We start from the raw sequence: 26,711 nt of genomic DNA, 5'->3' as shown, positions 1-26,711 counted from the left end.
AGGACACTGCAATGGGTGTAGATATAGGTGACATACTGGAAAAAAGACAGGTGGGGTTTGGTGATCTTGCTCACAGGACAGTGGCGATTGACGGATATAATACCCTTTACCAGTTTTTGAGTATCATCAGACAACGTGACGGTACTCCCCTGAAGGATTCCAGAGGCAATATCACATCCCATCTCTCCGGTATCCTGTACAGGATGACCAACCTCTTTGAAGCTGGTATAAAACCGGTTTTTGTTTTTGATGGCAAACCCCCTGATTTCAAGGCAGATACAATTAGCCAGCGTAAAAAGTCCAGGGAAGAGGCCCTTACAAAATGGGATGAAGCAAAAGAAAAAGGCCTGTCAGAAGATGTTTACAAATATGCACAGGCCTCTTCAAAGGTAGATGCCCTGATAGTGGAAGATTCCATGCAACTTCTGGATTACATGGGAATTCCCTGTGTACAGGCTCCTTCTGAGGGTGAAGCACAGGCAGCCTATATGGTGAACAAAGGCGATGCAGATTATAGTGCCTCCCAGGACTACGATTCCCTGCTTTTCGGAGCTCCAAGGGTAATACGCAATCTTACAATTACGGGTAAACGCAAACTGCCGGGTAAGAATGTTTACATTGATGTAGAACCCGAATCTATTGACCTTATGCAAAATATAAAGTTACTGGATATAGATCGTCGGCAACTGATCGGTATTGCCCTGTGTGTGGGTACTGATTACAATAAAGGGCTGGAAAAAGTCGGCCCCAAAACAGCCCTTAAATTAATTAAACAGTATGGCAGCATCCATAAGATTCTGGAACACAGGGGTGAAGTCATTGACGAGCTTGATGCAAAGATCGATTTTTTCCTGAATCCACCTGTGACGGATGCTTATGAACTGAAATGGAAATCTCCGCAAAAGGAAAAGATAGTGGATTTCCTCTGCAAACAGCACGATTTCTCTGAGGAGCGAGTTCTCAAAGCTGTAGATCGGCTTGAAAAAGCCGGCAAACAGCAAAGCCAGCAAACCCTGGATCAATGGTTTTGAACAATCAGGGATTTACCTGTCATTTCTTCTGGTTGTTTTATTGCAAGCATTTGCAGGACAGTCGGTGCAACATCGGCAAGTATCCCATTTCTCATTTTGATATTTTGTCTCTCTGAGATACATATGCATTTAACCGGATTGCTTGTGTGGGCGGTATGGGGCTGGTCTCCATGAATTTCTTCCATTTGTTCTGCATTCCCGTGGTCAGCGATTATCAATGCTTCACCATCCTTTTGGCGTATCTTTGCGATAACTTTTCCCACACATTCATCCACAGCCTCTACGGCTTTGATAGTCGGCTCAAAGAAACCGGTATGTCCCACCATATCCATGTTGGCAAAATTGAGTATGATCACATCATAATTTGCTGATTCAATCCTGTTGGTGAGTTCTTCAGCAACTTCATAGGCACTCATTTCGGGTTTGAGGTCATAGGTCGCAATCCTGGGTGAGGGTATGAGGCATCTTTCTTCTCCTTTGAATTTCTTTTCCACTCCACCGTTGAAGAAAAAGGTAACATGGGCATATTTTTCAGTTTCAGCGATACGTAACTGGGGTATATTTTCCCTGCTCAACACTTCACCAAGTGTATTTTTTATCTCTTTGGGCGGATAAGCAACAGGCACATCCAGTTTTTCATCATATTGTGTCATGCAGACATAGTGTACCTGTGGATACTTTTTCCTCTCGAATCCTTCGAATCCATCTTCCACCAATGCATAGGTAAGCTGCCTTGCCCTGTCCGGGCGGAAATTGAACATGATCACAGAATCGTTATCTTCAATTGTGGCTACAGGTTTGCCCTTCTCCTGGATAACAGTGGGCTTGACAAATTCGTCATTTTCTCCTCTGTCGTAGGCAAGCTGTACCGCTTCCACAGGATCTTCAGCATTTATTCCTTCTCCCAGTGTCAGGGCATCATAGGCAAGCCGGGTACGTTCCCACCGTTTGTCACGGTCCATCGCATAGTATCTGCCGGATACACTGGCAGTCTTTGCGATACCGGTTTCCCTGCAGAATAATTCATGCTGTTTCATATCCTCAAGGGCAGTCCTGGGGGGTACATCCCTGCCATCCAAAAAAGCATGAATGAATACTTCACTTAAGGCTTCCCTTTTAGCCATCTCTATCAGGGCACGCATATGGTCTATATGACTGTGGACTCCTCCGCGGGAAAAAAGTCCCATGATGTGCAGTTTTGAATCCTTTTCCTTCACATTCCTGATGGCATCAAGCAGGACCCGGTTTTTGTAGACCTCCCCATTTTTGATTGCCAGGTTTATGCGGGTCAGATCCTGGTAGACAATTCTGCCTGCGCCGATATTGAGATGGCCTACTTCGGAGTTTCCCATCTGTCCCTTTGGAAGGCCCACTGATTCCCCGGCAGCCTGCAGAAGACAGGTTGGATTCTCTTTTTCGAGCCTGTCAAGAACAGGGGTGTTGGCCTGTGCCACAGCATTTCCTTTCCTGATGGGTGAGTATCCCCATCCGTCCAGTATCATCAACAAGAGAGGTTTTCGGGCCAGTTTCATGCTTTTACTCACGCTTTTATGCTATATAAGGGATCAGGAATGTATTATTTATTTGTAATATATGAACCATCAAGCTTGATATGAATGACAACAATAAATTTATATTAAGTGGTATTTGATGAATAATTATTCCCTCATAACAACACCTATAATTCTTATGTGCAAGTGTTATCGGTAAGGATTTATTGTATATTGATGCTGAAATTTATGAAGGTCCGTTGATGAAAAAAGCACAAATAATGATAGTCGAAGATGAAAATATAGTTGCTATGGCAATTAAAAACAAACTTGAATCTTTAGGCTATTCCATCCCCTGTACGGCATCTTCTGCAGAGGATGCTATACGCAAAGCCGATCTTTTTTATCCTGATCTGGTTTTGATGGATATCTTGCTGAAAGGAGAAGGTGACGGGATAGGGGCAGGAGATTATATAAGGAAAAATTTCAACATTCCTGTAATATATCTGACCGCTTATACTGATGAAGAAACCCTTGAAAGGGCAAAATTAACACACCCTGCCGGTTATATCTCCAAACCTTTCAAAATCGAGGACCTACATACCAATATTGAGATTGCTCTGCACAAACACGAGATATCTGATGATTCCTGATATCAGGGAGTATTTTATACATGGTCAGGGCTTTGATTTTCGATATGGATGGCATTCTCATAGACTCAATGCCCCATCATGTCAAAACAATTAACCGGGTATTCGGCTCTGTGGGAATACATCTCGATGAGCAAACCATCTATGAAATGGAAGGTTCCAGAACTGTTGACATTGTAACTCACATATTAAAAAGCAAAAATATCGATATCGCATCTCTGGACATTGAAGGGCTCCTTGCGCAATACCAAGAGGAATTCAAACGGACGGCCAGTTTCAGGCCCTTTGACCAAATAAGCTCGATTTTGCCACAGCTAAAGGGTCATTTTCTGTTATCCATGGTTTCAGGTGCCGACAGATCAATTGTTAAAACTATAGTGGATGATTTTTTCCCCGGCATCTTCGATGCTGTCGTCAGTGGGGAGGATGTCAGCAAAGGCAAACCCGAACCGGAGCCATTCTTAAAAGCTGCCCGTATGCTTGAAGTAAATCCTGCGGATTGTGTTGTGGTGGAGAATGCAACAAAAGGTGTAGAAGCGGCCAAAAGGGCAGGGATGTACTGTGTGGCTGTTCCTACTTATGTGTCCCCTGATAAACTGGAGAGTGCGGATAGGATATTTGAAAACCACGGCGAACTTGCACAGTACCTTTTATCCCTGGAATAAGTTCAGGTAATATCTTCAATTCTGTTTCTTTTCCGGTATGCAAGACCTTCGAAGCGGGCAACAGTGCCTGCCGTATCATCTGTGACCGTTACTGTATAGGTTGCGATTTTGGGATTCAGGGATGTTTCGAAAGCTTCTGCCTTTAGAGTACCTTCAGTTGCCGCTTTTGGATAGCTTATGTTGGCATTGATGGCAACAGCCACTTGTCCATGAGAGTTTGCTGCTGCGGCAAATGTGAAATCTGCAAGGGTGAATATGGCACCTCCCTGTACTGTACCAAGGCCGTTTTTGTGCCAGTCTTCTATTTTCATGGAAGCTTTTGCATATCCTTCTGAAATTTCCAGCAACTCTATTCCGATATACCGGGCAAACAGGTCCTTTTTTAGCAATTCTTCTGCTTCTTTCATATTTCACACTACCCTTGAATTTTAACTGGGTCCAGACTTTCAGTGTTCCCTCTTCGATGATATATTCCCTGGCATTTGTAAATTCCATGTCAGCAATAAATGTATGTAACCCAGAAGCTTCTTTTTGTAGCCATTTTACGGTGTCAGCAATTATAGACTATAACTGGGGGATTAATATCTCAATCGGTGACAGTAATATAAAAAAGTTGATGCGGACCCGGTGGGATTTGAACCCACGACCACCGGGTTAGAAGCCCGGTGCTATATCCTGGCTAAGCCACGGGCCCAGGACAGTGAAGCGACATGAAATAGGATTTGGTGCATAAAAGCCTTTTGTCAACTGCTGAATATGAGTTTGCAAATATTCATATATATTATGATTACATTTGTCCACCTTAATACCGATAAGTCATATTAAGAGGGCTGAAAATGAGTGAAATTCTGGTTTATTACAACGGCGACTATGTCCCAAAATCCGAAGCAACCACTTCTGTCTATGACCATGGTTTCCTCTATGGAGACGGTGTCTTTGAAGGAATCCGGGCATACAATGGCAGGGTATTCAAGTTAAAAGAGCACGTCGATCGTTTATTTGATTCTGCAAAGGCCATCGCAATGGAAATTCCCATCAGCAGGGAAGAGATGAGTCAGGCAATCCTGGAAACCCTGAGGAAAAACGATCTCAGTGATGCATACATAAGACCAATCGTATCCCGTGGTGTAGGGGACCTCGGTCTTGATCCTCGCAAATGCAAAACTCCCAATATATTCATCATTACCCAGGAATGGGGGGCAATGTATGGGGACCTCTATGAGGTTGGTTTAAAAGCGGTCATGGTCGCAACCCGGCGCAATGCTCCCGATGCCCTCTCCCCGAATATCAAATCCCTGAACTATCTGAATAATATTCTGGCCAAGATCGAAGCCAATGCCAAGGGTGGCGACGAAGCGATATTCCTGGACAGCAATGGCTATATCTGCGAAGGTTCAGGGGATAATATATTCATAATAAAGAATGGCAAAGTTTATACTCCGCCAACAATTTCCAATCTGAAAGGTATTACCCGTGCAACAGCTATTGAGTTACTTGTGGAAAGGGGTTATGAGTTATTTGAGGAAAATGTGGGCCTTTTTGACTTATTCACAGCAGACGAGGTTTTTGTAACCGGCACTGCTGCAGAAGCCGCCCCCATTACAAAGGTTGATGGAAGGCTTATCGGAGACGGAAAACCCGGGCCCATTACCGGGGAAATGGTAAAGGCTTTCGAGGATATAACAGGTACTACCGGTACTCCGATATATGAATAAGTATTGAAGGTTGCAGAAATTAAGATGCGCAAAATACTCAAAGATCTAACCTCGCTGGATGAGGCCAGGCAAATTCTGGACTCTCTGCTCGTAAGTTGCGGAGTGGAACATGTTTCACTTGATCATGCCGATGGTCGTATACTTGCAGAAAAAATAGTATCTGCCATCAATGTTCCACCCTTTTCCAAGGCACTCAAGGATGGTTATGCTATCCGTGCCAGAGATGCACCTACGCCGGGTACATGTCTTTTGCTGAAAAGTTATGTCCCTGCGGGTAGAGAGGATACTTTATCCCTTGGAAAAGGTGAAGCTGTGGAAATTTCCACCGGCGCCCCTATTCCACAGGAAAGTGATTCTGTTGTCATGGTGGAAGACACCACTCTTGCAGACGACAACGTGTGTATTCACAGTAATGTCCGGCAAGGCCAGCACATCCTTCCCGCCGGCACTGATATTTCCAGAGGTGAGACTGTTCTTGAAGCAGGGCAAATGGTATCTCCTGCAAAGATTGGTATCCTTGCAGCGCTGGGCATCAATGATACAATTGTCAAAAATCTTAAAGTGGGAATTATATCTACCGGGAATGAATTGACCGAACCTGGCAATCCTCTCGGTCCGGGCAGGATATATGATGCCAATTCCTATACCCTCTCAGCTGCTATCAGGCGTCTTTCGGCAATTCCTGTAGCCTACGGTATAGTCAGGGATGAGCCTGAAAAAGCCCGTTCTCTTCTTTTAGAGGCAGTTTCTGAATGTGATATCGTATTGACAACCGGCAGCACATCGGCAGGTTCGGATGATTTCATGTATCGGCTAATGGAAGAAGAAGGCCAAATCCGGATGCATGGCTTAAAGTTCAAACCCGGCAAACCGGTAATTATCGCATCTATAAGCAATATTCCTGTAATCGGATTGCCCGGTAATCCTACAGCATCCCTGATGGTATTCAGTGAGATTGTATCCTCTCTTGTAAGAAAGGGGCTGGGAATCACTGCTCCTGCCAGGCAAAGGATGAAAGCAACCCTTATGGATGATGTTTATTCAGATAACAGGCTGGAATATCACTGTGTGGAAGTAATTGATGAGTGTGCTTATTCGGTGGATAAAACCTCTGCCTCAATAACCACACTGGCAAAGGCCGATGGTTTCATTGTAATAGAACCGGAAATTACTTTTGTTAAAGCAGGAAATGAGGTTGAAGTCACTTTTTTTGAGAATTGATCTCCTTCTTTATTAGCCTTTTTTAGAAACCTATTTAGGTAAATATATACCATTTCACCGTTATGCTCGTCTGAACATATCGTTTGAAGCAGAAGGTTGTTGAATGAAAAGAAATAATCAAATTATTCTTCTGGTAGCAACAATAGCATTCTTAGCTGTGGTCGGTGCCTATCTGGCCAATTCCACTGCATCATCTGTACAGGAGGCTGACCGTGACGAAATCACGGTATCTGCTGCTGCCAGTTTGACGCAAAGCTACCGTGAGATCGTAAAACAGTTCGAGGCTGCTAATCCTGATATTGATGTCAATCTCAATCTTGCAAGTTCAGGTTCCCTGAGGATGCAGATTGAGGGGGGTGCACCTATTGATGTTTTTGCTTCAGCCTCCCGGAAACACATGGATATTCTGGATACGAAGGGTATGATAGATACCGATTCAAGACGGGATTTTGCCCGTAATTGTCTTGTTATGATAGTGCCCGCAGGTATAAACCAGATCGAGAATATTGAGGATCTGGACTCTGAGGGAATCACAAAGATCGCCCTGGGTAATCCCGAAACTGCGCCCGTAGGACTTTATGCAAAACAGGGGCTTGAAGAGGCAGGGCTCTGGAAGGCGATTGAAGGCAAGACGATATTTGCGGAAAATGTGAAACAGGTCCTTGTTTATGTGGAACGCGGGGAAGTGGATGCAGGATTTGTATACATGACCGATGCACAAACTTCTGAGAGCAACAAAATAAGGATTGTAGGAGAGGTGCCGGTAAATGCCGATATAAGTTATCCGGTGGCAATCCTGACAGATTCTGAGGACAAGAAAGCATCCCGGAAATTCATTGATTTTGTAACAGGGCCAGAGGGTAAGCGTACTCTGGAAGAATATGGATTTAAGGTAGAGTGAGTTTTGTGCTTGAGCAGGCCATTTATCCTCTGTATATAACCCTGAAGATAGCCACTATCTCAACGATACTTGTGGTCCTGGTGGGCCTGCTCATTTCATACCTGCTGGCACGCCGCGATTTTACGGGCAAAAACCTTGTGGATATTCTGGTAACCCTGCCCCTTGTGTTGCCCCCAACGGTAACCGGTTACTTGCTTGTCATATTACTCGGGAAGAATGGTGTGCTGGGTCAACCGCTTTTTGAAATGACGGGGATTGGTATTCTTTTCACATGGCAGGCAGCCGTTATCGCTGCTTTTGTGGTATCCCTGCCATTGATGGTTAAAACTACATCCGCCGCGATAGGAAGTGTGGATCGGGAACTGGAATATGTGGCTTATACGCTGGGTCACAGCGAGCTGGAAACTGCCCTTTTTGTGACCCTGCCCCTTGCAAAGAAAGGAATTATAGCAGGGCTGGTGTTGAGTTTTGCAAGGGCTGTGGGGGAATTCGGTGCAACCCTTATGGTGGCGGGTAACATTCCGGGAAAAACAAATACCATGTCACTTTCTATTTACACTGCCTTCCAGTCAGGCAATGACAGTCTTGCCAATATTCTTGTTGTAATCCTTGTAATAATGTCGCTTGTTTCCATGGCTGCAACGGCAAAACTTGTTAACCGGTGGAAGGTGTGAGACATGACTGGTAATATTCGGGTTGATATAAAAAAGCGATATTCAGGCCAGGAGGATGCACCGGATTTTAATCTGGATGTTAATTTTACTGCTTCAAACGAACTGGTTGTCCTTTTTGGGCGTTCGGGGTCAGGGAAAACCACAACCCTGAGATGTATTGCAGGGCTGGGGAAACCTGATGAGGGTTTTATTGAAGTTAACGGGAAGGTATACTTTGACAGTGAGTCAAAAAAGAACCTATCTCCCCAGGACCGCAGGCCAGGTTATGTTTTCCAGAATTATGCCCTTTTTCCGCATATGAGCGTGGCCAAAAACATCACTTACGGGTTAAAAGGCAAATCGGATGCTGCAAAAAAGCAAAGGTTGCATGAGATGCTGGATCTTCTGCACATAACGGGCCTGCAGGACCAGTATCCTTCCCGGCTTTCGGGAGGCCAGAAACAGCGAGTTGCCCTGGCCCGTGCCCTGGCTCCCAATCCTGACATACTACTTCTGGATGAACCTTTTTCAGCACTTGATATGGTGGTCCGGATGCGCCTGAGGGAGAGGATACACAGTATCCAGGAGACACTGGATATCCCTGTGTTGTTCATCACTCACAATCCGGTTGAAGCCTTCACGCTGGCCGACAAAGTAGTGGTATTGCATGAGGGCTCGGTGCAGCAGGAGGGCAGGCCAGAGGACGTTTTCTACAATCCTTGCAACAGGCATGTGGCAGAACTTGTGGGTGTATCGAATATTTTCGATGCCGATACTGCAGGTAAGGCTGAGAATGGCTTTGTTCTGGATGCTGGTTCTATCACAATTACCACCACAATGGATGTTGAAGAGGGTAGCAGGTATTCCTGGGGTGTCAGGCCGGAGAATGTCCATCTTCATCCTGGCGGGGAAGATATTAGCGGCTGCAATGTTTTTTCCACGATTGTGCGCAGTGTTGTCAACAGGGGGGCAAGCAGGGTTGTGGCTGTGGATATTCCGGGTGGCGGATCAGTGCTGCTGTCGGAAATGGATAACCGCACCTTCGGGAAACTGGATATCGGACTAGGTTCGCAATGCCTGGTAGAAATCGATCCCCGGGATGTACTTGTTTTTGCCCGGTAGGAGCCTGTCGGTTGAATACAACTGGTAAAATCAATAAAAATTTATGGGATTGCAGCAACGGGAAAGTCTTTTTAACGTTGAAGTGGTGTTAGGTGGCGATGAGCGTCGAGGACGATATTGCCAATATTGAAAAAGAGATTCGAGACACTCCTTATAACAAAGCAACATCTCATCATGTAGGTAAACTGAAGGCCAAGATTGCCCGGTTGCGTGAGGAACTCCAGAAGAAAGCTTCTGCCAAATCCGGCGGTGAAGGTTATGGAGTACGTAAATCAGGAAATGCTACGGTTACACTGGTAGGTTTTCCTTCAGTTGGTAAATCCACTCTTCTGAACCGGCTTACCGGGGCAAATTCCGAAATCGGTGCTTATGAATTCACAACCCTGGATGTTATTCCCGGTGTAATGGAACACAAAGGTGCAGCCATACAGATTCTGGATGTACCGGGTCTTGTCAGGGGTGCGGCCAGCGGACGTGGCCGGGGTAAGGAAGTTATCGCAGTTGTGCGTAACAGTGACCTGGTAGTTTTCATGCTTGACGTTTTCCAGACAGAACACTTCGAGGTTCTGAAAAAGGAGCTTTATGATGCCGGTATCCGGCTGGGCCAGCGTCCGCCTGATGTCGTGATCAAGAGGAAAGATCGCGGTGGGATCACTGTGAGCAGCACCCTTGACCTTGATCTTTCGGAGGACCTTATCAAAGCAATCCTGGATGATTATAAGATAAACAATGCCCATGTGCTTATCAGGGATGATATAGATGTGGACCAGCTGATCGATGTGGTAATGGGCAACCGTGTCTATATTCCCGATGTGACTGTCATCAATAAGGTGGACCTGGCGGACGAAAGCATCCTGCCTAAAGTAAGGGAGAAGTTCCCGGATTCCCTGCTGATCTCTGCCAATAAGGGCACTCATCTGGAAGAGGTAAAGGACATGATCTTCAATTCCCTGGATTTCATACGGATATACCTCAAACCCCAGGGCGAGGCTGCGGATATGGAGGAGCCGCTTATTATCCGTAAAAGAAGCACGGTGGGAGATGTATGTGATCACCTGCATCGCGATTTCCGGGATAAGTTCAGGTATGCCCAGGTATGGGGTGAATCGGCCAAACACCCGGGCCAGCGTGCAGGGCTGGACCATGTGCTTGAGGATGAGGATATCTTGACTGTAATTATACAGACGTGAACTTATTTTTTCAGCCCATTGTGATCTGTATGGCAGTCGGGTATTTGCGCATGATCGAGTAGGCCATACTTTTGCCAACCCATACCTTGCCCTGACGCATACGGTACATATGTCCCAATTCTGAGAGCATTTGCAGTGCCTCAAGAGCATGTCTGTCATTAAGGAAACAACTGTCTTCCACACGGAAATCAAAGAAAAAGAGGATGGGAAGTTTCAGTCTGTCACGCAATTCTGCAGGCAGTTTATCTCCCAGCATCCTGATAACCTGCTTGTCGAATACGTACCTTCTCTCCACCCGGGTTCTGGATTGTGGCACCTCTTCTTCAAGCAACTGGGCCAGTGTCTTTCTCTGTGCCACTATCGCCCTGTTGATCCTGCTCATTTCCCCTTTCATCCAGCGGGCAAACACCGGGTTATCCGAGTCGGGCAATCTTCCTGTCATGTATTCCCTCCCACACAATGATCTGTTGTCAACCGGCCGGGCAGAATAGCCGGAAATTATAACCTTGTGTCAGGAAATAAGCAGGTCCTCTTACATAAAAATTAAGTAGGATTATGCGATTATCACAGTGAGCAGTCCCGTAGGGTAGTGGTCAATCCTTTCGGCCTTTGGAGCCGAAGACCCTGGTTCGAATCCGGGCGGGACTACTAAAATATTTTAAAAATAGTATACATTCAATAATAAAAATACGTTTTTTTGCAAATATTATAATATAAATACAATAATGGATTCAAACCAGAGGTATATACATGAATTACCACTCAATTACCTTTTGAGTTTTTGGGTCAACCAATCCTTTGCTTGCTAGCTAATTTCAGGTCACGTATCATTTTTACTAAATTAGATTTTTAATTAATCGTTGACATGCTATGCACAACGGCTCTTTTGTGTATACTACCACTTGTTTCCAATCCCTTAAATTTATATAAATGGAGTTCCATAAATTGCAACACGTTCATTCTCTAATCCAAATTTGAATTTCAATGGGGGATACTCATGCAAACAAATCGTGATACGAATATTAGGCCATTTTTATTGGTTGTTTTGATTTTCCTAATCTCAGCAATCGTAGTGATGCCAACAGGTTGTTTAGATAATGGTACAGATGATGAAGATATAATTCCGGAGACTGAACCTGAGTCCGCAACTGACATGACAGAGACAGTTGATTCAGGTGATTTTACAGTGCCGGGTGGTACATATGGTGATGTGACCATTGATGGGGATACTGACGGTCTCATTACATTAGGTTCTGATGTTGTCATTGAGGGAGACCTTACTGTCAATACACCACATGCAACCGTGGATAATCATGCACAGGTTGATGGTACAATAAACATCGATGCAGTTGCACCTAATACATGGAACCAGTATGGTGATGCAAACCAGATCAATGTCAATGCAGAAAATGCAACTGTCAATCTGATATCTGGAACTATTAACCAGGAGGTTACTGTTACACAAAGGGCTACTATAGTAGCTTCAGAGAATGCTAGCATCCCGTCAATTACGATAACAGCTGGTGCTGAAGGCTCTCATATAGGTGGTACTTATGGCGGCGATTTGAACATTAACGGGGATACTGACGGTCTCATTACATTAGGTTCTGATGTTGTCATTGAGGGAGACCTTACTGTCAATACACCACATGCAACCGTGGATAATCATGCACAGGTTGATGGTACAATAAACATCGATGCAGTTGCACCTAATACATGGAACCAGTATGGTGATGCAAACCAGATCAATGCCAATGCAGAAAATGCAACTGTCAATCTGATATCTGGAACTATTAACCAGGAAGTTACTGTTACACAAAGGGCTACTGTAGTAGCTTCAGAGAATGCCAGCATCCCGTCAATTACGATAACAGCTGGTGCTGAAGGCTCTCATGTAAGCAGTGAAGTTGAAGTCGATGTAAATAATGACGGTGTAGAAATCACTGTAGAAGGCCTGGTGAATGCCAGTGACAAGGGTAAGGCCAGTGAAGCTTTAGAAACAATAAAAGCAAAACCAGGACTTGGTAGTAGTGGTGGTAGTAGTGACAGTTCAACTCCAGATGACACTCCCGACGATTTAAACATCAAAGTTGAATCAGGGGATGAAACGATTGCATCAGGAACATATGCTGATGGTAGTATTACAGGTGAATCTGATGGTACACTCACCATAGAAGATGTAATTTTTGAAGGTAACCTCGATATAGACATGAAAAATATTACAACCGTGGATATTAATGATGATGTTACCATTGAAGGTGATCTTACTGTAAATACTCCAAATGCTACTGTAAATAATGAGGCAACAGTAGACGGGGATATTGATATTGATGCTGTTTCAACGAACACATGGAATCAGAATGGTGGAAGTGCAAACAATATCAATGTGAATGCAGAAGGTGCAACTGTCAATTTGAACAATACTAATGTACCAAGTGTTACAATTAATGTAAGATCTAACTTGGTATCTTCTGGTTCAACAGGGACTTCCGTTTCTGTAACTGACGGTGCTGATGGGGCACATATAGAAAGTGATAGACCAAATGTAACTGTAAGCACTTCTGTAAATATAAGTGTGGCTGGATCCATTAATGCAAGTGACGTGGACGGTGAAGGAACAGTAGATTCTAGAACTGCACGTGGCAATCTTGAATTGAATGAAACATTAGTTAGCAATGATGAACTGAGTAGTTTGAAGATCACTTATACTTTGGGTGAGAATTTAAGCAACGGTAATGTAAACATTTCTATTCCAGGCGATATATATGTGCACAGCGCTGAGAATTATTCAATAAACGTGGATGATGGCAATGTTTCATTTGGTAGTGGTGTGTTTAATATAAGTAACGTTGCTAATGGAACCGAAACCATCGAGTTGAGTTTATCTAACTTAACCGAAGTTACAGGCAACCATGTATTCAGTTTCAGTGCAAACGCCACAAAAGCTGAAGAAGGAACTAGTATTGATGCAACTTCAGTATTAATGGTTGTTGATACTCCTGAATCATTTGAATTTGATATTCGCCAAGGTTCCATCCAGTTTGAACTAAGTGAAATCAATAATAGTGCAAATGAACCTGTTGATCTCAGTAAGTTAGAGATTGATGGAGACAATTCAAAAATTACTTTCTTGAATACTTCAGACGATGAATTGACAACATTCAATTTTAGCATGTTAGGTATCGATGAACCTAAACAACCAAGGAATTTCACTGTGGAAGATATGATATTGGAAGATAGGGCAGTAGATGGTGGTACAGCGTATGAAGCTTTCATTGATGGATTTTTGAAAGATAAAATTGATAAGAATTTTACTGGCCAACTTTCTGGAACATATGATGGACTTGAGTTCTCTATTGAACCATCTGATCATATGGAATTCACCAATATGGAAGCAATTAATACGTCTGTAGATGTGGGTATTGGTAAATTTGTCACTGAAACGCATATTGATACTGATGAAGAGGAAATACCTGGGGAAGAAGTTATACTCTTTGCAAAAGGTGATACTATAACTGAGAAATTGGAAGGTATGTTCTCTGCTGAAGGAAATTTGAGTGTAAACATCTCTATCGCTTCTACCAGTAATCCATCTGTAATAGCCCTAAATGGATTTGCTAATGATACAGGCTCTTCAGATGTAGTCTTTAATGTATCAAAAGGTACACAAAATCTAACGACAGAAAATCTTACGGTTAGAATTCATGATCCTTTGGACCTTAAAGCTCACTATGCCGTTGTTGGGATGGTAGGTGAAGAATCTCCAGTAGCTGAACCATTGGCATATTCTTTTGATAGCAATACTCTTACAGCCACCTATAATCAGTCGAATTTAAAGGACTACCGCGATTCTATAAACAATGAAACCGGCGCAGACCTCGATATTCTTGGAGGAGTCAGGGATGACTTTGCCAGATACTTCAAGTCATTGAATAATGCAGCAGGTGTAAGTACCATCCAGTACAATGAGACTGATTATACATGGAATGAGAGTAAGGGTCATTTTGAAGAAACCGGGGATCTTAGCACTCTTGTAAGTGCAGCTGTAGAGGATGCTGAATCTGAAATTATTGGTGCTGACGGAGATTATAGTGACTTTGAGTTTAGTCCATATAATTTCACTATAGATGGTGAAGAACTAACTGTTAACCTGGAGTCCAGTGATGAGGATGACTGGGAAAGCATTCTGGAGCTCTTCGAAAAAGAGACTGCAAGCATATCAGATGCCGATGTAAAGATTGAAGAAGGCAGTATTGTATTTAACTATACGTTCTTCAATGAGTCTGGAGAACCAATCTCGTATTCTGCTGCAACTGGATCGCCGTATGATCTCAACATTACGGATTCGACTGTAATGCTTTACAACGACACTAATGATTCAGCTAAAACAGATAACATCTCTCTCCAAGATATTGGTGAATTCGGAGATGACGGAAAAGTAACTTACCAAAACCTAACCGAAGTTGGAAATGCATTCAATGTCAGTTTCAGTGAATGGGAAGGAGCACCAACTCATATAGTGCTGAATCTGGCCGGCGGGGATGATGAGTATTCATACTCTTCCAACATTGAGGTAGAGTTCGATACGGGAGATAAGGAAGTGTTTGAAAGCCTCTTGACTACTGTAGAAGATCAAAACATCTCAGATGCCAACGTAAGCATTGAAGAAGGCAGTATTGTATTTAACTATACGTTCTTCAATGAATCTGGAGAACCAATCTCATATTCTGATGCAACTGGATCGCCATATGATCTCAACACTACGGCTTCGACTGTAATGCTTTACAACGATACGAATGGTTCAGATGAAACAGATAAAATCTCTCTTCAAGATATTGGTGAATTCGAAGGTGACGGAAACATAACTTACCAAAACCTAACTGAAGTTGGAAATGCATTCAATGCCAGTTTCAGTGAATGGCAAGGAGCACCAACTCATATAGTGCTGAACCTGACCGGTGGACATGGAGAGCAAGCATGGGATCTCGATAAGGAGGTAGAGTTCGATACGGGAGATAAGGAAGTGTTTGAAAGCCTGATTGAATACCCTTAAGTGAGTGAATGAATGTAAGATAAAAAGTCAATGTTTGTAGGGATAAATCTCCCTACATTTTTTAGAATTCTTATTTAAAATCCAGGTTTGATATTATTCACTCCTTGCTGAAGATACCGGTGAGTCCACAGACACCCGGCAGGAAGCATCCACTGGTGCAGAGGATGATTCCACTGGTGTGCCATCACTGTCAACCATTTGCATAATCGGCCTGATTGCACTCGTGGGTATCGGTGTGGTTTATTCAATGAAGAAAAAGAATTCCTGAATGCAGCAAATCTTTGCTGCACTCTTTTTTTATTTTTCTGTAAACCAGATATTAAATCTGTATATACGAAGTATTCGACTTCTCAAAACCGGCTAACCACGATTTGCCTCACTCACACCCGTTTTTCGTGCAGGCTTTTACTGTGCCGGTGCTGCCAGCCTTTTTGTCACCGGCATTGCCGATCTCCAGCACCTGTTCAGCTTTGCTTCCATAACGGTAAGCAGCGATTCCCTTGCACTTCAACCGGTAGGCCAGCATATACACCTCCCGGAAATCCTCTACGGTAGCCTCATGGGGCAGGTTCACGGTCTTGGCAACGGCATTATCCACATGCTTCTGGAAAGCCGCCTGCATCCTCACATGCCATCGGGGCTGGATTTCCAGTGCGGTGGCAAAGATTCGTCTGGTCTGTTCCGGTATGTTCGGGCTGGTTTGCAGGGAACCAGTACCTGCGATTTCCTCCATCAGCTGGCTGCTGTAGAATCCGTGTTTCCTTGCGATCTCCTCAAAAACAGGATCGATCTCTGTCAGCCGTGTTCCCATCACATTGCGCCTGTAGGTCAGGGCGAACATCGGTTCAATTCCTGAAGTGGTATTTGCAATTATGCTCAGGCTGCCTGTGGGGGCCACGGTATTCACCGTTGCATTGCGCATTGCCGGATAATCCCTTGCAAGAGCACTCCTGTGGAAGTTCGGGAAACTGCCCCGCTGCTCACCGAGTTCCACAGATTTTTGCACAGATTCGTCCTGGGTGAACTTCATTACTTTTTCCGCTGTCGCGATTCCTTCCCGGCAATCGTAAGGAATCCCCAGGCGTGCCAGCATAGCGGCAAATCCCATAACACCCAGGCCGATCTTGCGGTTTTGTTTTGTCCTCTGCCCGATCTGCGGGAGAGGGTATTTGTTGGCATCGATCACATTATCCAGGAAATGCACTCCTGTATGGACAGTTTGTTTCAACTTCTCCCAGTCGATAGCCCCCTCCTTTACCATTTGCGCAAGGTTGATCGAGCCCAGGTTGCATGATTCATAGGGTAAAAGTGGTACCTCTCCGCAGGGATTTGTACTCTCGATAGTGCCGATTGTACTCAGGGGATGCCTGCGGTTTATCTCATCCAGAAAAAGCAGGCCGGGATCTCCTGTCCGGCAGGCACAGGTCACTATCCGATCAAAAACATCCTTTGCTTTTAATCTCTTCTCAATTTTACCGGTTCGGGGATTTATGAGTGCATAATCCCTGTCCTGGCTGACAGCCTCCATAAATTCATCTGTAACACCCACCGAGAGATTGAAATTGCGCAGCAGTTCCTCATCTTCCTTGGCCCTGATAAACTCAATGATATCCGGATGGTCCACCCTGAGCACACCCATATTGGCTCCCCTGCGTCTGCCACCCTGCTTGATCACATCCGTTGCCTTATCAAAGATGGTCATAAAGGAAAGGGGTCCTGAAGCTACGCCATTTGTGGAGCCCACGATATCTCCTTTGGGGCGCAGGTTTGAAAAGGAGAATCCTGTGCCACCGCCGGATTGGTGGATGAGGCTCATATCCTGCAGGGATTTGAAAATACTTTTCAGGGAATCTTCCACAGGCAAAACAAAACACGCACTCAATTGCCCCAGCTCGGTGCCCGCATTCATGAGGGTGGGGGAATTGGGAAGAAATTCCAGGTCTGCCATTACCTGGTAAAAATCATCTTCAGTTTTTTCTACATCGTATCCGTATCTGCTGTCAACTCTGGCAATAGTCTTTGCAACTCTGGCGAATAACTCACCGGGCTCTTCTGCGACTTTCCCTTCTGCATCCCTTAAAAGATAGCGTTTTTCCAGCAACGTTTTCCCGTTGGCGGACAATCTGGATTCGATCGTGCTATTGCCTTTATCCATACAAAACCCCATTCTGGAAATTGGGTTAAGATGTTTTATAGTTACCTCCTTTTCAGGAGCAATCCTGGCACTCGTCACTTTTTCTTTTCTGTATGAAGGAATAGGCTATCATTACTGCCAGAAGCAAAGCAAAGAAAGTTTTCACTTCTGCGGGAAGCAGATCACTTGCACTTCCCACAATGGCCGTTGCCTCAATTCCCATTCGAATGTATATTAGATCGAGCAATATCCCGAATATCAGCGCAAAGAGGGCTATGATTGCAAGATAAATGGTAACAGCCTTTCTGCCCATAAATTTCGTGACCATTGTAATGGTTGCAGCATTGGTGGCCGGCCCTGCAAGCAGGAACACAAAGGCAGTACCCGGGCTCATGCCCTTGGCGATAAGGGCGGCTGCAAGAGGTGTGGAGGCGGTGGCACATATGTATAGCGGAATCCCGACAAAGAGCATTAAGATCATTGAACCGATCCCGCCTCCAAGGTAGCCTCCCACAATTTCCTCCGGTACGATATAGGAAATAACTCCTGCTATCAGCAATCCCACAATAAGCCACTTTGCAATATCTCCCAGCAGTTCCACGTAAGCATATTTTATGGCATCAATGGCGCGTTTTTTCAGGCCTTTTTGCTCGCAATCATCACCGCCACAATCACAGCCCTGATTTGTTGTGTCTTCCCTTTTTGAGAGCATAATGGGATTTGAAAGGGGTGTATCTGTCACGTCCTTTTCCATTATATTGCTTGTAATTCCTGCTCCAACTGCGGTTATGAAGGTTGCGATGGGCCTGAATACTGTCATGATGGGATCAAGCAGGGCATAGGTGATTGCGATTGAGTCAGCTCCGGTCTGGGGTGTCGATATCAAAAAGGACAGGGTGGCACCATTATTTGCCCCTCTTTTTTTCAGGGACATTGCCGCAGGTATCACACCACAGGAACACAGGGGCAGGGGAATTCCGGCAATAGAGGCCTTAAGCACAGATTTAAATTTGCCTGCACCGCTGCCGAGATGTCCAATGATCTTCTCATTGGAAACCACAAGTTCCAGCAATCCGGCAATCCCGAAACCGAGGAAAAGATAGGGTGCTGCCTCTTCGAAAAGGTACCAGGTCTCATATATAATTCCTGCCAGAATTTCTATAAAAATTTGTGCAATGCTCATCGGTATTCCTCTATAATATGCTGTCTGCACATTTCGATCAGCAGCCTGACATGCTCATCTGCAATGTAGTAGACCGCAAAACGCCCCTCTTTCCTGACCCTCACAAGATCTAGCTGGCGTAGTGTCCGCATATTATGGGATATTGCAGACTGTGAGGCTTCAAGTGCTTCACTGAGTTCACATACACACATATCCCTTTCTTTGAGTAAGAACAGGATATTCAGGCGTGCAGGTGATTGCAATGCCTGAAATATGGCAGACATGCGGGTAATTGTTTCAGGTGGGGGGATTGTGAGTTTTTTTATCTGGTTCTTATCCACACGTTCGCAAGGCAAATCATCCATGAACACATGATCAATCTTTCATATATATGAATCTGTTTCTTTGCTACATGGAAAAAGTAAAGTTCCTTTTTCCAGTAATTATCTAAATGATTCGGGTCAATAGTAGTATAGTTGTTATATAGGGGAGTTAATAATGCAATTATTGGAAACATGTTGTCTAAAAATAAATGGAAGGTACTAAAATGAAGGTTGTAGCATTCAATGGGAGTCCCAGGGAAGACGGGAACACTGCAAAGCTCGTCAAAAACGTATTTTCAGAACTTGAAAGGCAAGGAATTGAGACCGAAATGATTCAGCTGGGAGGTATCCCTGTCATGGGATGTACTGCCTGCATGAAGTGTTTTGAGAACAGGGACCGTCGATGTGTCATATCCAGTGACCTGATCAATGAATGTATCGGGAAGATGATCGAGGCCGACGGGATCATTATTGCAAGTCCTACATACTTTGCCGATCTGACTACGGAAACAAAGGCTCTGATTGACAGGGCGGGGTTTGTGGGCAAAGCAAACGATGAACTTTTCAAACATAAGGTCGCAGCAGCGGTTGTAGCTGTCAGGAGAGCAGGCGCACTCCATGCATTTGATTCCATCAACCACTTTTTCCTGATCTCCCAGATGATAATACCGGGTTCAAGCTACTGGAATATAGGAATGGGAGCTGCACCCGGGGATGTAGAATCTGATAAAGAAGGATTGCAGACGATGCAAAACCTCGGGCAGAACATGGCCTGGCTTATGAAAAAGATCAATGGCTGAGTAGCCCTTTTGTTCCTTTTTTTGGATGTGCATTTCCTGCGTATGAAAATGCGTATCCATCAACTCTCTTCTTTTCCAGTTTCATCAGGTATTATTTAACAATACATTAAGGGCGCACACCAAGTTCAAGTTGTGTTGTCAGTTTTTCCCCGTTCCTGTAATACTCAAGTTCGATCTTGTCCCCGGGCTGTTTTTCACTTATATGTGCTATGATCTGGTCACTGTTGAAGACTTCAACCCCGTCTACTCCTACAATGATATCCCCGTTGATGAATATTATTTTATCATTGATCCTTACTTCTTCGGCACTTTTCAGCCCGGCATCCTCGGCAGGTCCGTCTTCCACAACAGCCACGACCATTACTCCTCTGGCCGCCTCATCATTAAGGTCCATGAAATCGGCTGCCTTGGGGCTTACAGGTAACATCTGTATACCTATCCAGGAATGCTCATATTCCCCCTTCTCAATTATGGCATCGGCAACCATCCGGGCTTTGTTTGAAGGAATGGCAAAACCCAGATTATCCCCGCTACGTGCACGGTTGACCCCGATCACCTCACCCGAAAGATCAATTAGCGGGCCTCCTGAATTCCCTGGGTTTAACGGCGCATCGGTCTGTATCACATTGGGGATGGAAAATCCGTTCGTTGTGGGCATTGTCCTGCCCGTGGCACTGACGATTCCATGTGTTACACTTCCCTCAAGTCCGAAAGGTGTACCGATTGCCATCACCATCTGGGCAGGATTTATCCTGGATGAGTTGGCCATTGGCAGGGGATAGGGCTGGCAGTTTTCATCGCAGGGAACTTCATCGACCTTTAATACAGCAATATCAGAATATACATCAGTGCCCGTGATCTCAGCATCCATTGCAACCCCGTTGCTGAAATATACTTCTACGGAATCAGCACTTTCCACGACATGCTGGTTCGTTATGATATGTCCCTCTGCATCATAAAGAAACCCCGATCCGCCACTTCTGAATTGGTCTCCGTCGATTTCACCTTCAGTCCTTATGGAGACAACCGAATCAAAAACAAGTTTGTAAAGTTCCTCATAGGTCTCACCAGCGGTGCCATTGATATTGATTATGCCGGTAACACCACTTTCAGGATCATTAATTTGTGTGATTTCCAGACTTCCATCGTCATAAAGCACGGTTGTCAGGCTGATCCCGAGAACAAAACCAATCAGGAGGAACAATATTGCTATCAGGGGTAATGTACTGCCCCTTTCCTCCTCAAGCAATGAAGTTGAAAATTGCATCATTAGACATACTGTTGGGCTGGTTTATTGCCTTTTCTCTTTGTTTTTCAGAATCTGGAATATATACTGGCTGCGAGATGTTCGAGTTCCTCCCTGTCAGGGTTGGAATCCACAATGGTATGCATTGACCCTCCACCATCGTTTTCATAACGGGGTATTATATGCACATGTACGTGTGGTACAGTCTGTCCGGCAACAAGCCCGTTATTGATCCCGATGTTGGTACCGGTGGCTTCTGTAGCTTTGATCACCTGCTTGGCTATCCTGTTGACAGAAGCAAATAATTCTGCTGCCCTTTCTTCGTCCATTTCCAGGAAACTTGTTATGTGTTCCTTTGGCAGGACGACGGTATGTCCTCTGGATGTGGGGTAGATGTCCAAAAAAGCATAGGCATGCTCGTCTTCATACACTTTATGTGAAGGTATTTTTCCATTTATGATTCTGCAAAATAAACATTCCATGATTTTCACCTGCTTTTACTGGTTGTTTTTATTTTATAACAATTCTGGAGTCCATATATTAGGGCATACGAAATATTTATATCCCATGGAAAACATGCAGGGTTGTAAGTTAGGGTGACCAAACATTAGGATGTTATGAAATGAACAATAAAACATTGAACTTGCTGGATGCGGGCCAGAATGCCCGTGTAATTCAGGTCAAAGGCAAAGGCCCTTCCAGGCGGCGCCTACTTGAAATGGGGATGGTGCCGGGAGTTATCCTTAGCGTAACCAAGAAAGCCCCAATGGGTGACCCGGTGGATTTCAAATTGAAAGGCTACAATCTTTCCCTGCGCAAGCAGGAAGCCCAGATGGTTGTTGTTGAGGCGTTGGGAGGAATAAAATGACATCACGGATGCCTCTTACAATGTTTCCATCCGGACAAACCTGTCGTATTTGTGATGTGTGTGCCGGAAAAGGGCTAAAAAGAAGGCTTGTAGAGATGGGTTTGACCCCTGCTTCCATTATTCAGCCTCTGGGATGTAACAGGGGGTCTTTTCTGGTATCGATAAATGGTACACGTTATGCTCTGGGCAAGGGAATGGCTAGCAAAATCATGGTTCAGCCTGTTTATGAGGAGGTGTCACGGTTTGGCTGAAAAAATTAAAGTAGCAGTTGCCGGCAATCCCAATGTGGGAAAAACCACAATCTTCAATGCCCTTACCGGAGCGCGCCAGAAGGTAGGTAACTGGCCGGGTGTAACTGTGGAAAAGAAAGTAGGTACAAAAAAGCACAAAGGTCATGTCCTGGAGATTGTGGATCTGCCGGGCACTTACAGTTTAACGGCTTACTCAGCAGATGAGGTGGTTGCCAGGGATTACATCCTGGATGAAAACCCAGACGTTGTTATGCAGGTCCTGGATTCCACAAATCTTGAAAGGAATCTGTACCTGACTTCCCAGTTGCTTGAAATGGGTACCAATTTGATTCTTGCCCTGAATATGTCGGACCGTGCCGAAATGCGGGGGGACGATATTGCTATCCAGAGACTGGAAAGCCTTTTAGGCGTTTCTGCGATTAAAACCGTGGCAAATGAAGGTACAGGTATCGAAGCGCTTCTGGATTCGATTGTGAACAAAACAGAAAACAAACCTCCAAAACCCCATGAAATCGGTTATGGTAAAGGTGTGGAAGAGAAGATATGTGCCTTGGAAGAAATACTGGGGTATGATCAGGAACTATCGAAACACTATCCACTCCGCTGGTTGTCTGTGAAATTGCTCGAAGGGGATGAGAATGCCCTCTCCAAATTATCTTCAAGCAACATTAAAGGAAAGGTGCATGATTATCTTTCGGACTTTGACAATGAAGAATACGAAGTTGAGATGGCAGATAAAAGGTATGAGTTTATAGGTACCTTGCTTCCCCAGGTCTGCACAACCTGTGCTGAAGATGTATCTCCCTCGGATATGGTGGACAAAGTCGTCACCAACAAGTATCTGGGTATCCCAATATTCCTCACCCTGATGTGGGGCATGTTCGAGCTGACCTTTGCTTTTGCCACTCCTTTCATGGAACTGATCGACATGTTCTTCGGGTGGCTGGCAGGAGCTGTAACCTCTAACATTGAAACCGCCTGGCTTGCTTCCCTTCTGGGTGATGGTATCATTGCCGGTGTCGGTGCTGTTCTGCTCTTTGTGCCCAATATTTTCATCCTGTTCTTCGCCATCGCCCTGCTTGAAAGCAGTGGCTATATGGCGCGTGCAGCGTTTATTATGGACAAACTCATGTATACAATGGGACTGCAGGGTAAATCCTTCATCCCGATGCTCATGGGCTTTGGCTGCTCTGTTCCGGCTATTATGGCCACCCGTACGCTGGAGGACGAAAAGGACAGGTTAATCACGATGCTGGTTACGCCTTTCATGTCCTGTGGCGCAAGGTTGCCGGTCTACATCCTGCTTGCAGGAACATTTTTCGGCAGACAGGCAGGTTCTGTAATTTTTGGTCTGTACGTACTGGGGATACTTGTGGCTATTGTTTCGGCCAAACTCTTCAGGACATTTCTCGCCAGGGGTCAACCTTCTCCCTTTATAATGGAACTTCCTCCATATACCAAACCTTTATTGAAGGATTCCCTGCGGCATATGTGGAATGAGGGCTACCTTTACCTCCGGAAAGTCGGGACAGTAATTATCGGTGGAGTCGTTCTGATCTGGTTGCTTGCCTATTTCCCGCAAGGAGCGGAATATGGCAGTGCTGGCAGTCTGATAGGTTCGCTGGGTAAATTGCTCGAGCCTCTAGTAGCCCCACTTGGATTTGACTGGAAGATAGCCGTTGCACTTGTCTTCGGGTTTGTCGCAAAGGAAATTGTAGTAGGTTCCCTAGGAACTCTGTACGGTACCGGGGGAGGTGAAGCATTATCCTCAGCCCTCATGGCAGATCCGGGTTTCACTCCTGCAATAGCTCTGGGGCTAATGGTGTTCACTCTGCTCTATGTCCCCTGTATCGGAGCGGTTGCGGTTATCAAGAAAGAAACGGGTTCATGGAAATGGATGTTCTTCCAGGCAGCGTATTCAACAGCAGTGGCCTGGATATTGGCACTGGTGACAGTCCTTGTCGGAAAAATGATTCTTTAATGAGGTGTATTTGATGGAAAAAAATTACAGTGGTTTGAAGTTCTTTTCCTTGTTGTGGGGAATACTGTATATGGTCACAGGCCTGGTTCAGGTATTTAAAGGAGTGGGAATTTTGCCTTCTTCTTTTTTATCATCCAGCATGTTACCGGCTGAGCTTGCAGGTGGTCTTGTGCTTGTGGTAATCGGTGCGGTATTTTTAGTCGCAACCTTTGAGTTTTCAAATAACTCCTTTGAAGGATCTGCCTATACCTATGTGGGAATACTGCTCTGCCTGGTATTCGGCGCCCTTTATCTCCTGAGTATGGTAGCAGATCTTATCAATGCCTATATACTTGGCATGGAAGGTTACGAGAAATGGACATTTATTGACAGTTTCAAGCCTGCCTTGTATCTGGGTATTTTGAGCGGGTTTGTATATGCTTTCTGGAAGAAAAGGTTTAGCCCCGCAAATCAGGGAGGATTTTAAGATGGTTCTGGGATACAAGTATGTATTGAAAAAAATGGCAGAAATGGATCAGAGAGGCAGCATCTCCTTCAATGCCCTCTCTGAAGGAATGGATATGAACACTCGGCAGATAAAAGGCATGCTTGATATTATGGAACAAATGGGTCATGTCAGGAAAATCGGGGATATCAATGGTAACCCCGAAATTCTTTCCTGTGGCACCTGTAAATCCTGTGGATGCTGTAACTCTGGAATTTCCTATGGTACTACATACCAGCTGACCGATAAAGGTCGGAGGGTATGCAGTACCTGATTACCTTGATTGTTCCGGCCGGCAGCTTAATGGTATGATATCACTCCCTTTTGCAACAATGCCATTTCTCCGTTTGGCAAACAATTTCCCGGCCGGACCACTCATCTCTTTTTTAGAGCAGCTGCATCAAAAGTATCAATCCGCTGGCCTTCTTACCAGAGAACCGTCACGCAGCTTGATCGTTATATATTTGCCTTCTTCACCGGCTTCGTATTTATTGTAACGCAAAACATCGAATCTTTTGGCATCTGTAAGTTTCCTTATTGTACGTATATCTTCCCGGCCGATTTTTCCTTTTTTTGCAGGTGGATCAATATTGGCTTTTACCTTTGAATATATGATCCCGCCCTTCATATCCGCACCAACGTGGCCGCCCGGATCCTCTGCCAGCAGTGTTCCTTTTTTCATGTAGGCACCGGCAAATTCCTCACATTTGCCCTTTACGATTATTGTCCCCCCGTTAAGATGAGCAGCAGTATTCATTCCACTATTCCCTTTGATTAGCAACATTCCCTTTTCCATCAGAAGTCCGCTCCCGTTGCCTGCATCTCCTTCTACTGTAATGCTGGCCTCACAATCGCAACGGGCTGCCAGGGTGTTGCGCAGGATGCTATCATTGAGCAGGAGGTCGTTTCCTTCAAGTTTGTTTTGCAGGAGTTTTTCCTGCAATCCCCTGCAGACCAATTCAGTTATTGACACGAATTTGCGATATCCTTTTCTATCGGATTCCACTTCCACGATATTGCCCAGCGGCTTTTCGATATTTCCTTTTATGTATAAGGCGCCGGCTATCATTCCCATACCTGCTTCAGCGGCAACATTACCGTCTATCATGATATTGCCGGCATTTTCTGTCTTCCCGCTGCCTCCAAGGTGGGATATGCTGGCTCCCATTCCCTGAGCAAGGCGTTTTCCGACATTGCCAATGATCTGTACAGTGTCTTCTTTTTTGAGATGACCGACTATGTCCCTGTAGGTATATTCAGTGCCTTGCTGGTGGGGGACGGTAGAATCCGGATTGAAATCACTATTCCAGCAAAAGTTGTAAGTGTAGTCACAGAGGTTGTCCGGTGGATTTGATAGTTCGATCGTGATCATGTTTCCGCCCTTAACCATGTATGAGTGCAGGCAGACAGCGGGTACAGACCCAGATGCTTTCTTTTCCATGTCTCAGGGGCATCAGGTATCTCTCGTTTTCATCCCTGTCACACTTAAAGCAGTGTATTGAACCGGTTTCGGTATCTTTCTCTTTTGTCTCCTGCATTTCCTTGACGGCCTGTGGATTGAAATCCATGGTCTGCCTTTCTTCAATGGATATTGCATCCTGTGGACAGACTCCGATACAGAATCCCATGCCATCGCACAGTTCTTCAGATACGACCTTAGCCTTACCATTTATTATCTGTATGGCACCCTCGGCACAAGGGCTGACACATTTGCCACAACCATTACACTTTTCCTCATCTATTTTGACTATCATCCGATTTACCATTTTCA

At 44.9% G+C, this 26,711-nt stretch carries 26 protein-coding genes and 2 tRNA genes; 17 read left to right on the top strand and 11 right to left on the bottom strand.

Going from position 1 to position 26,711, the window contains the following annotated elements; translation table 11 throughout:
• The first annotated feature begins 11 nt into the window (after positions 1 to 11).
• Complete coding sequence (gene fen, locus MMAH_RS09215; protein WP_013038282.1) at positions 12 to 1,031, top strand: flap endonuclease-1; 1,020 nt, start codon at positions 12 to 14, stop codon at positions 1,029 to 1,031.
• Here fen and gpmI read toward each other — a convergent pair.
• Entirely contained in the window at positions 1,019 to 2,563 is a 1,545-nt protein-coding gene (gene gpmI / locus MMAH_RS09210) for a 2,3-bisphosphoglycerate-independent phosphoglycerate mutase (RefSeq protein ID WP_013038281.1), read from the bottom strand. The genes fen and gpmI overlap by 13 nt on opposite strands.
• A gap of 221 nt (positions 2,564 to 2,784) precedes the next feature.
• On the opposite strand from gpmI, the gene MMAH_RS09205 reads away from it, so the two are divergent.
• On the top strand, positions 2,785 to 3,174 hold the full coding sequence (locus tag MMAH_RS09205; protein ID WP_048902309.1) for a response regulator: 390 nt from the start codon (positions 2,785 to 2,787) through the stop codon (positions 3,172 to 3,174).
• A gap of 20 nt (positions 3,175 to 3,194) precedes the next feature.
• Positions 3,195 to 3,836, top strand: coding sequence for an HAD family hydrolase (locus MMAH_RS09200; RefSeq protein ID WP_013038279.1), 642 nt, complete (start codon positions 3,195 to 3,197; stop codon positions 3,834 to 3,836).
• 2 nt (positions 3,837 to 3,838) lie between these two features.
• On the opposite strand, the gene MMAH_RS09195 is transcribed toward MMAH_RS09200, so the two are convergent.
• Positions 3,839 to 4,243, bottom strand: coding sequence for a PaaI family thioesterase (locus tag MMAH_RS09195; RefSeq protein ID WP_013038278.1), 405 nt, complete (start codon positions 4,241 to 4,243; stop codon positions 3,839 to 3,841).
• A 212-nt stretch (positions 4,244 to 4,455) separates the two neighbouring features.
• Positions 4,456 to 4,530: transfer RNA gene (locus tag MMAH_RS09190), tRNA-Arg, on the bottom strand.
• A 142-nt stretch (positions 4,531 to 4,672) separates the two neighbouring features.
• Between MMAH_RS09190 and ilvE the strand changes: the two genes are divergently transcribed.
• From ilvE to MMAH_RS09160, 6 genes are all read left to right on the top strand, one after another.
• Positions 4,673 to 5,551, top strand: coding sequence for a branched-chain-amino-acid transaminase (gene ilvE / locus MMAH_RS09185; RefSeq protein WP_013038277.1), 879 nt, complete (start codon positions 4,673 to 4,675; stop codon positions 5,549 to 5,551).
• A 24-nt stretch (positions 5,552 to 5,575) separates the two neighbouring features.
• Entirely contained in the window at positions 5,576 to 6,772 is a 1,197-nt protein-coding gene (locus tag MMAH_RS09180; RefSeq protein WP_013038276.1) for a molybdopterin molybdotransferase MoeA, read from the top strand.
• 103 nt (positions 6,773 to 6,875) lie between these two features.
• The gene (gene modA / locus MMAH_RS09175) at positions 6,876 to 7,673 is read left to right on the top strand and encodes a molybdate ABC transporter substrate-binding protein (protein ID WP_013038275.1); all 798 of its coding nucleotides are present in this window, start codon (positions 6,876 to 6,878) and stop codon (positions 7,671 to 7,673) included.
• Between the two features lie 5 nt (positions 7,674 to 7,678).
• The gene (gene modB, locus MMAH_RS09170; protein WP_013038274.1) at positions 7,679 to 8,347 is read left to right on the top strand and encodes a molybdate ABC transporter permease subunit; all 669 of its coding nucleotides are present in this window, start codon (positions 7,679 to 7,681) and stop codon (positions 8,345 to 8,347) included.
• 3 nt (positions 8,348 to 8,350) lie between these two features.
• Positions 8,351 to 9,448 (top strand): ABC transporter ATP-binding protein, encoded by a 1,098-nt coding sequence (locus MMAH_RS09165; RefSeq protein ID WP_013038273.1) that lies wholly within the window; start codon positions 8,351 to 8,353, stop codon positions 9,446 to 9,448.
• Positions 9,449 to 9,546: 98 nt separating this feature from the next.
• Entirely contained in the window at positions 9,547 to 10,638 is a 1,092-nt protein-coding gene (locus MMAH_RS09160; RefSeq protein WP_013038272.1) for an OBG GTPase family GTP-binding protein, read from the top strand.
• A 10-nt stretch (positions 10,639 to 10,648) separates the two neighbouring features.
• On the opposite strand, the gene MMAH_RS09155 is transcribed toward MMAH_RS09160, so the two are convergent.
• The gene (locus MMAH_RS09155) at positions 10,649 to 11,080 is read right to left on the bottom strand and encodes a DUF61 family protein (protein WP_013038271.1); all 432 of its coding nucleotides are present in this window, start codon (positions 11,078 to 11,080) and stop codon (positions 10,649 to 10,651) included.
• Positions 11,081 to 11,213: 133 nt separating this feature from the next.
• On the opposite strand from MMAH_RS09155, the gene MMAH_RS09150 reads away from it, so the two are divergent.
• Both MMAH_RS09150 and MMAH_RS09145 read left to right on the top strand, forming a co-directional pair.
• A tRNA-Gln gene (locus MMAH_RS09150) sits at positions 11,214 to 11,286 on the top strand.
• A gap of 349 nt (positions 11,287 to 11,635) precedes the next feature.
• Complete coding sequence (locus MMAH_RS09145) at positions 11,636 to 15,691, top strand: beta strand repeat-containing protein (protein ID WP_013038270.1); 4,056 nt, start codon at positions 11,636 to 11,638, stop codon at positions 15,689 to 15,691.
• Positions 15,692 to 16,067: 376 nt separating this feature from the next.
• On the opposite strand, the gene MMAH_RS09140 is transcribed toward MMAH_RS09145, so the two are convergent.
• Genes MMAH_RS09140 through MMAH_RS09130 form a run of 3 tightly spaced genes read right to left on the bottom strand, consistent with a single transcriptional unit; the run spans position 16,068 to position 19,352 of the window.
• Complete coding sequence (locus MMAH_RS09140; protein WP_157198728.1) at positions 16,068 to 17,846, bottom strand: adenosylcobalamin-dependent ribonucleoside-diphosphate reductase; 1,779 nt, start codon at positions 17,844 to 17,846, stop codon at positions 16,068 to 16,070.
• 52 nt (positions 17,847 to 17,898) lie between these two features.
• On the bottom strand, positions 17,899 to 19,008 hold the full coding sequence (locus MMAH_RS09135) for an SO_0444 family Cu/Zn efflux transporter (RefSeq protein ID WP_013038268.1): 1,110 nt from the start codon (positions 19,006 to 19,008) through the stop codon (positions 17,899 to 17,901).
• On the bottom strand, positions 19,005 to 19,352 hold the full coding sequence (locus MMAH_RS09130) for an ArsR/SmtB family transcription factor (protein WP_013038267.1): 348 nt from the start codon (positions 19,350 to 19,352) through the stop codon (positions 19,005 to 19,007). The genes MMAH_RS09135 and MMAH_RS09130 overlap by 4 nt, the downstream gene beginning before the upstream one ends.
• Positions 19,353 to 19,534: 182 nt before the next feature.
• Here MMAH_RS09130 and MMAH_RS09125 point away from each other — a divergent pair, with 182 nt between their 5' ends.
• Entirely contained in the window at positions 19,535 to 20,110 is a 576-nt protein-coding gene (locus MMAH_RS09125) for a flavodoxin family protein (RefSeq protein ID WP_013038266.1), read from the top strand.
• Between the two features lie 106 nt (positions 20,111 to 20,216).
• Here MMAH_RS09125 and MMAH_RS09120 read toward each other — a convergent pair whose 3' ends face one another.
• Both MMAH_RS09120 and MMAH_RS09115 read right to left on the bottom strand, forming a co-directional pair.
• The gene (locus MMAH_RS09120; protein ID WP_013038265.1) at positions 20,217 to 21,380 is read right to left on the bottom strand and encodes a S1C family serine protease; all 1,164 of its coding nucleotides are present in this window, start codon (positions 21,378 to 21,380) and stop codon (positions 20,217 to 20,219) included.
• Positions 21,381 to 21,424: 44 nt separating this feature from the next.
• Complete coding sequence (locus tag MMAH_RS09115; protein WP_013038264.1) at positions 21,425 to 21,838, bottom strand: HIT family protein; 414 nt, start codon at positions 21,836 to 21,838, stop codon at positions 21,425 to 21,427.
• Positions 21,839 to 21,978: 140 nt separating this feature from the next.
• Here MMAH_RS09115 and MMAH_RS09110 point away from each other — a divergent pair, with 140 nt between their 5' ends.
• The 5 genes from MMAH_RS09110 to MMAH_RS09090 are packed head-to-tail and all read left to right on the top strand — an operon-like array spanning position 21,979 to position 25,214.
• Positions 21,979 to 22,224, top strand: coding sequence for a FeoA family protein (locus MMAH_RS09110; RefSeq protein WP_013038263.1), 246 nt, complete (start codon positions 21,979 to 21,981; stop codon positions 22,222 to 22,224).
• Positions 22,221 to 22,475, top strand: a complete 255-nt coding sequence (locus tag MMAH_RS09105; protein ID WP_013038262.1) for a FeoA family protein — start codon at positions 22,221 to 22,223, stop codon at positions 22,473 to 22,475. The genes MMAH_RS09110 and MMAH_RS09105 overlap by 4 nt, the downstream gene beginning before the upstream one ends.
• Positions 22,450 to 24,456: a ferrous iron transport protein B gene (gene feoB, locus MMAH_RS09100; protein ID WP_048902190.1), complete on the top strand. Its 2,007-nt coding sequence runs from the start codon at positions 22,450 to 22,452 to the stop codon at positions 24,454 to 24,456. The genes MMAH_RS09105 and feoB overlap by 26 nt, the downstream gene beginning before the upstream one ends.
• A 13-nt stretch (positions 24,457 to 24,469) precedes the next feature.
• The gene (locus MMAH_RS09095; protein WP_013038260.1) at positions 24,470 to 24,922 is read left to right on the top strand and encodes a hypothetical protein; all 453 of its coding nucleotides are present in this window, start codon (positions 24,470 to 24,472) and stop codon (positions 24,920 to 24,922) included.
• Between the two features lies 1 nt (position 24,923).
• On the top strand, positions 24,924 to 25,214 hold the full coding sequence (locus MMAH_RS09090) for a FeoC-like transcriptional regulator (protein WP_013038259.1): 291 nt from the start codon (positions 24,924 to 24,926) through the stop codon (positions 25,212 to 25,214).
• A gap of 135 nt (positions 25,215 to 25,349) precedes the next feature.
• Here MMAH_RS09090 and MMAH_RS09085 read toward each other — a convergent pair whose 3' ends face one another.
• Complete coding sequence (locus tag MMAH_RS09085) at positions 25,350 to 26,312, bottom strand: formylmethanofuran dehydrogenase subunit C (RefSeq protein ID WP_013038258.1); 963 nt, start codon at positions 26,310 to 26,312, stop codon at positions 25,350 to 25,352.
• Between the two features lie 10 nt (positions 26,313 to 26,322).
• Entirely contained in the window at positions 26,323 to 26,706 is a 384-nt protein-coding gene (locus MMAH_RS09080) for an ATP-binding protein (protein ID WP_013038257.1), read from the bottom strand.
• Between the last annotated feature and the right edge of the window lie 5 nt (positions 26,707 to 26,711).

The sequence above is a fragment of the Methanohalophilus mahii DSM 5219 genome (assembly GCF_000025865.1).
Classification (GTDB): domain Archaea; phylum Halobacteriota; class Methanosarcinia; order Methanosarcinales; family Methanosarcinaceae; genus Methanohalophilus; species Methanohalophilus mahii.
Note: the sequence above shows the minus strand (reverse complement) of the source record. Positions and strands in the feature narration are given on the sequence as shown.